The following is a 3,804-nucleotide window of genomic DNA, read 5'->3' as shown; positions in this document are numbered from 1 at the left end:
ACAGCTCAGCTAAGGTAAGGCTAATACAGCTAAGGACTCCACTGAACCCCACCGATTAAATCGCACCTTCCTTAAATTAAGCGTGCATTAAACAACACGCTTATATTACAATGAATTGATGCATTCTACTTTATGGATTGTAGTAGGTTCACGCTTCCGTTCCATAGTATCTGAATGCCAACACAAAAAAGTAGAAACGCGGATAACTTTAACAATACATTTTTCCCATTCTCACCTAATTTATCTGATATTGATTCCGCATATGCGTAGCATATATAGATGATAAAGCACACAATACCTGTTGCAACGACCGCTCCCAATATACTGGCTGATATTTCCTTTACCCCTGTAGATACTGTTTGTAAATTAGCGGACAATGCTATTGCGACGGATATGGTTCCGGGACCCACTGTTAAGGGGAATGTTATAGGATAAAATGCATTTTCTAAAATATTTGATTGTGTATTTTCTATTATCTCTTCACTCTTTCGTTCTGAAATTTCATTTTTTTCTCCTCCCAACATCTCCCAGCCAAGTTTTGCAACAAGGATGCCGCCTGAAACTTCTACAATATCAATAGAAAGGTCAAATAGAGATAATGCATAAACGCCAAAACACATAGTAAAAACAATAAGAATAAAGCAATAGATTGCCGTTTTCTTTGCAATAAACCGTCTTTCTGTTTTCTTAATCCCATTTGTGACGGATAAAAAAAGTGGCGCATGCCCCGGTGGATTCAATATAGGAAAAAGTCCAGATATGACAAACATTGTCTTTGATACGAAAATGGAAAAAAATACTAATATATCTGACACTAAATTACTCCTGCATGTATATCCGCAACTTTCACAAAAAACAGCCACTAGGCACCCTAATTTCCTGCAAAATCATACACTACACTACTAAAAAATTCTTGGTGAATAAAACTATAATTTGATATTATAACGGAATATAAAGTTACAGAGATAAATTATAATGGATGTTAATACCACAAGGAAGAGGCGAAACAGCCGTAACCTCCAGGATATCCTTACTATCTTCTTACAAAGCACTGCCTAAAATGGTATATGACACCCGAAATGGCCCGTGCGGTCGTGGCTTGCGTACCCTTGCGTGCAGTACCTGAATTGAATCCGGACACTGCTCAGAAGACGTTGTTGAACGGCTAATGAGCCAAATGGTGAATACAACATTCGTGCAGCCAAATATTTTGAACAGCGCCTTCTTATGTTGCAATGGTGGGCTGATATTCTGGATTCTAATCGGGGAGGCATGGTCTGGAAATTTGAGTTTGCAAAGAAGGAATAAATTGAACAGAGGTCACGGACAGCCGTAATAAAATTTATTTAATCAGAACATAAAAAATAAACATAGGCATTATTTAATCTACAATTTAACCGATTGCGTGTGAGGGGTTAAATATGTTAAGAGTGCATATGTAAGCGTTTGAAATATTATTAACACGGCTGATTGGATCTTCCCCTTTGTATCCATGATACACGCGATAAAAATCATGCCCGCATCCTTGTGCGACATAGTTTATTAGCTGAAAGCTGAGCGCAATCTAATCAGATATTCAGGATTAAACATCAAGAACCCTACCATTATGTATAGTGATTCTCATTTGTATTATTTACAAAATGGTTACATTCATGCACTATGCTGGAACTGATATAGTGCACCATAGTGGTGCATGGGTGTATTCATAAAATTAAAGAGTTGTAATAATGGGAATAACGAGAAGAAAACTATTGATTGGTGGCGCAGTCATCGCTGCTGCTGGCGGGGCTGGAATTCTGACACCGATGCTGACACGCGAAGGCAGACTGGTTCCTGGAAAACCAAGGTATGGTTTCGTTGAAGGCACAGTAGGTTCTCTACCAGATAAGGCTGATGCAGTGGTTGTAGGAGCCGGAATTTTAGGCATAATGACTGCAATAAGTCTGGTTGAACGTGGTCTTTCAGTTGTCGTTGTTGAAAAAGGCAGCATCGCTGGTGAACAGTCAAGCAGATTCTATGGTCAGGCAATCACCTACAAAATGCCGGATGAAACCTTCCTCTTACATCATCTGGGTAAGCAGCGCTGGCGTGAAATGAATGCCAAAGTTGGTGCAGATACCAGCTATCGTACACAAGGCAGGGTTGAAGTCCCCCTTGACGAAGAAGACCTAGAAAGTGTCAGAAAATGGATTGAGGCCAAAAGCAGTGATACCGGCAGCGACATTCCGTTAAAAACCCGGATTATTGAAGGGAAAGATCTCAAACAACGGCTACATGGTGCTTCATCAAGCTGGACTATAGCTGGTTTTGAAGAGGATTCGGGTAGTTTTGACGCAGAAATTGCTGCATTCGTAATTTCCGAATATGCAAAAAAAATTGGTGTCAGAATCTATACAAACTGTGCAGCACGAGGGATTGAAACGCAGGGAGGGAAAATCTCTGACGTCATAACTGAAAAGGGGGCGATACGAACATCCCGAGTTGTACTGGCAGGAGGTGCATGGTCAAGGTTATTTATGCAAAATCTGAATGTTGAGGTTCCCACCTTACCAGCTTACCAGTCCCAACAGATAATCAGTGGTTCTCCCGACGCACCGAGCGGGAATGTTGCCCTGCCGGGGAATATATATTTTCGAAAACAGGCGGACGGAACCTATGCTACTTCACCAAGAGTAATAGTCGCCCCTGTCGTAAAAGAATCGTTTATCTACGGGTATAAATATTTACCACTAATGGCGTTACCTGATTTTCCTGTTCATATTTCACTGAACAGGCAGTTGTTCGATACCTTAATGCAACCGACACACTGGGAACTGAATGAGATTTCACCATTCGAAAACAACAGAGATATGACCGCTGTCGCTGATGTACCAGAACTTGAATCATCGCTTGAAAAATTAAAGGCTGAGTTCCCCGCATTTAAAGATTCTAAGGTCATTGACAGGTGGAGTGGTGCAATGTCTATTGCACCAGATGAGAATCCTATCATTTCACAAGTTAAAGAATATCCCGGTCTGGTTCTTAATACCGCAACAGGTTGGGGTATGACGGAAAGCCCAATATCTTCCGAGTTGACGGTAAGTTTATTACTGGGTGAAAAGCCGATTATCGACCCGAAACCTTTTAGTCTTTATCGATTTTGACGGAGCTGGAACATAACTTACTTACTCTTGGAAGTATAGTTATATGTAATGAAACTTGTCGGGGTAGTCCCGACAAGTTGACGAAGGGAACCATATATAACGTCGAACAAAATTATATCAACTATCAACAATATTTTATTATATTGGAATAGTTCAACCACACTTAACCTTTGAAACATTACTTACCGTATATACCTGAAAATCGCATCCACCATTATTTCCCCAGCTATCACTGTCAGTAAGCGATAGCTGGTGTGGAGTTACCCACCCACTAGAATATCTCCTGTCTGCCCTGCAACCCGCTTTATATCCGACCGTTCCATAATAGGCGAAAATTGCCGTGTCAGAAGGACAGTAATTATTTCCATATCCAGAGACGTAAGAGATACTGGTAGTGTATTCAGTTATCCCCGCTCCTGACTGCCACTTGCCGCTCACACAGGACAATATTCTGCCAGAAGTATCTTTGCTTATCAGGCCATCTGCATTGCAAACCGTACCCGCTACAACAGTAGACGTTGGCTGCAAATACTGTCCTGAAACCGTACCCGAAACGGTAATATGAACCGCCCCGGGAATCCTGGAGACTAGGCTGTGTCCCTTAATCACCTGAGTTATAGTAACTGTCTTTTTCAACAACATATTGAACTATGGCTCGCTA

At 41.2% G+C, this 3,804-nt stretch carries 3 protein-coding genes and 1 pseudogene; 2 read left to right on the top strand and 2 right to left on the bottom strand.

Annotation, left to right across the window (positions count from 1 at the left end; all coding sequences use genetic code 11):
* Positions 1 to 125: 125 nt before the first annotated feature.
* Positions 126 to 815: a MarC family protein gene (locus tag ACSZPU_RS24160; RefSeq protein ID WP_437616573.1), complete on the bottom strand. Its 690-nt coding sequence runs from the start codon at positions 813 to 815 to the stop codon at positions 126 to 128.
* Between the two features lie 230 nt (positions 816 to 1,045).
* On the opposite strand from ACSZPU_RS24160, the pseudogene ACSZPU_RS24155 reads away from it, so the two are divergent.
* A pseudogene (locus ACSZPU_RS24155) lies at positions 1,046 to 1,308 on the top strand (tyrosine-type recombinase/integrase); the annotation flags it as partial.
* Between the two features lie 419 nt (positions 1,309 to 1,727).
* The gene (locus ACSZPU_RS24150; protein WP_499004092.1) at positions 1,728 to 3,143 is read left to right on the top strand and encodes an NAD(P)/FAD-dependent oxidoreductase; all 1,416 of its coding nucleotides are present in this window, start codon (positions 1,728 to 1,730) and stop codon (positions 3,141 to 3,143) included.
* A gap of 153 nt (positions 3,144 to 3,296) precedes the next feature.
* On the opposite strand, the gene pilV is transcribed toward ACSZPU_RS24150, so the two are convergent.
* The gene (pilV, locus tag ACSZPU_RS24145) at positions 3,297 to 3,785 is read right to left on the bottom strand and encodes a shufflon system plasmid conjugative transfer pilus tip adhesin PilV (RefSeq protein ID WP_499004090.1); all 489 of its coding nucleotides are present in this window, start codon (positions 3,783 to 3,785) and stop codon (positions 3,297 to 3,299) included.
* Between the last annotated feature and the right edge of the window lie 19 nt (positions 3,786 to 3,804).

Source organism: Phytobacter sp. V69, from assembly GCF_965644215.1.
Taxonomy (GTDB): Bacteria; Pseudomonadota; Gammaproteobacteria; order Enterobacterales; family Enterobacteriaceae; genus Phytobacter.
The sequence above is the reverse complement of the archived record's forward strand: the minus strand, read 5'-3'. Positions and strand labels throughout refer to the sequence as shown.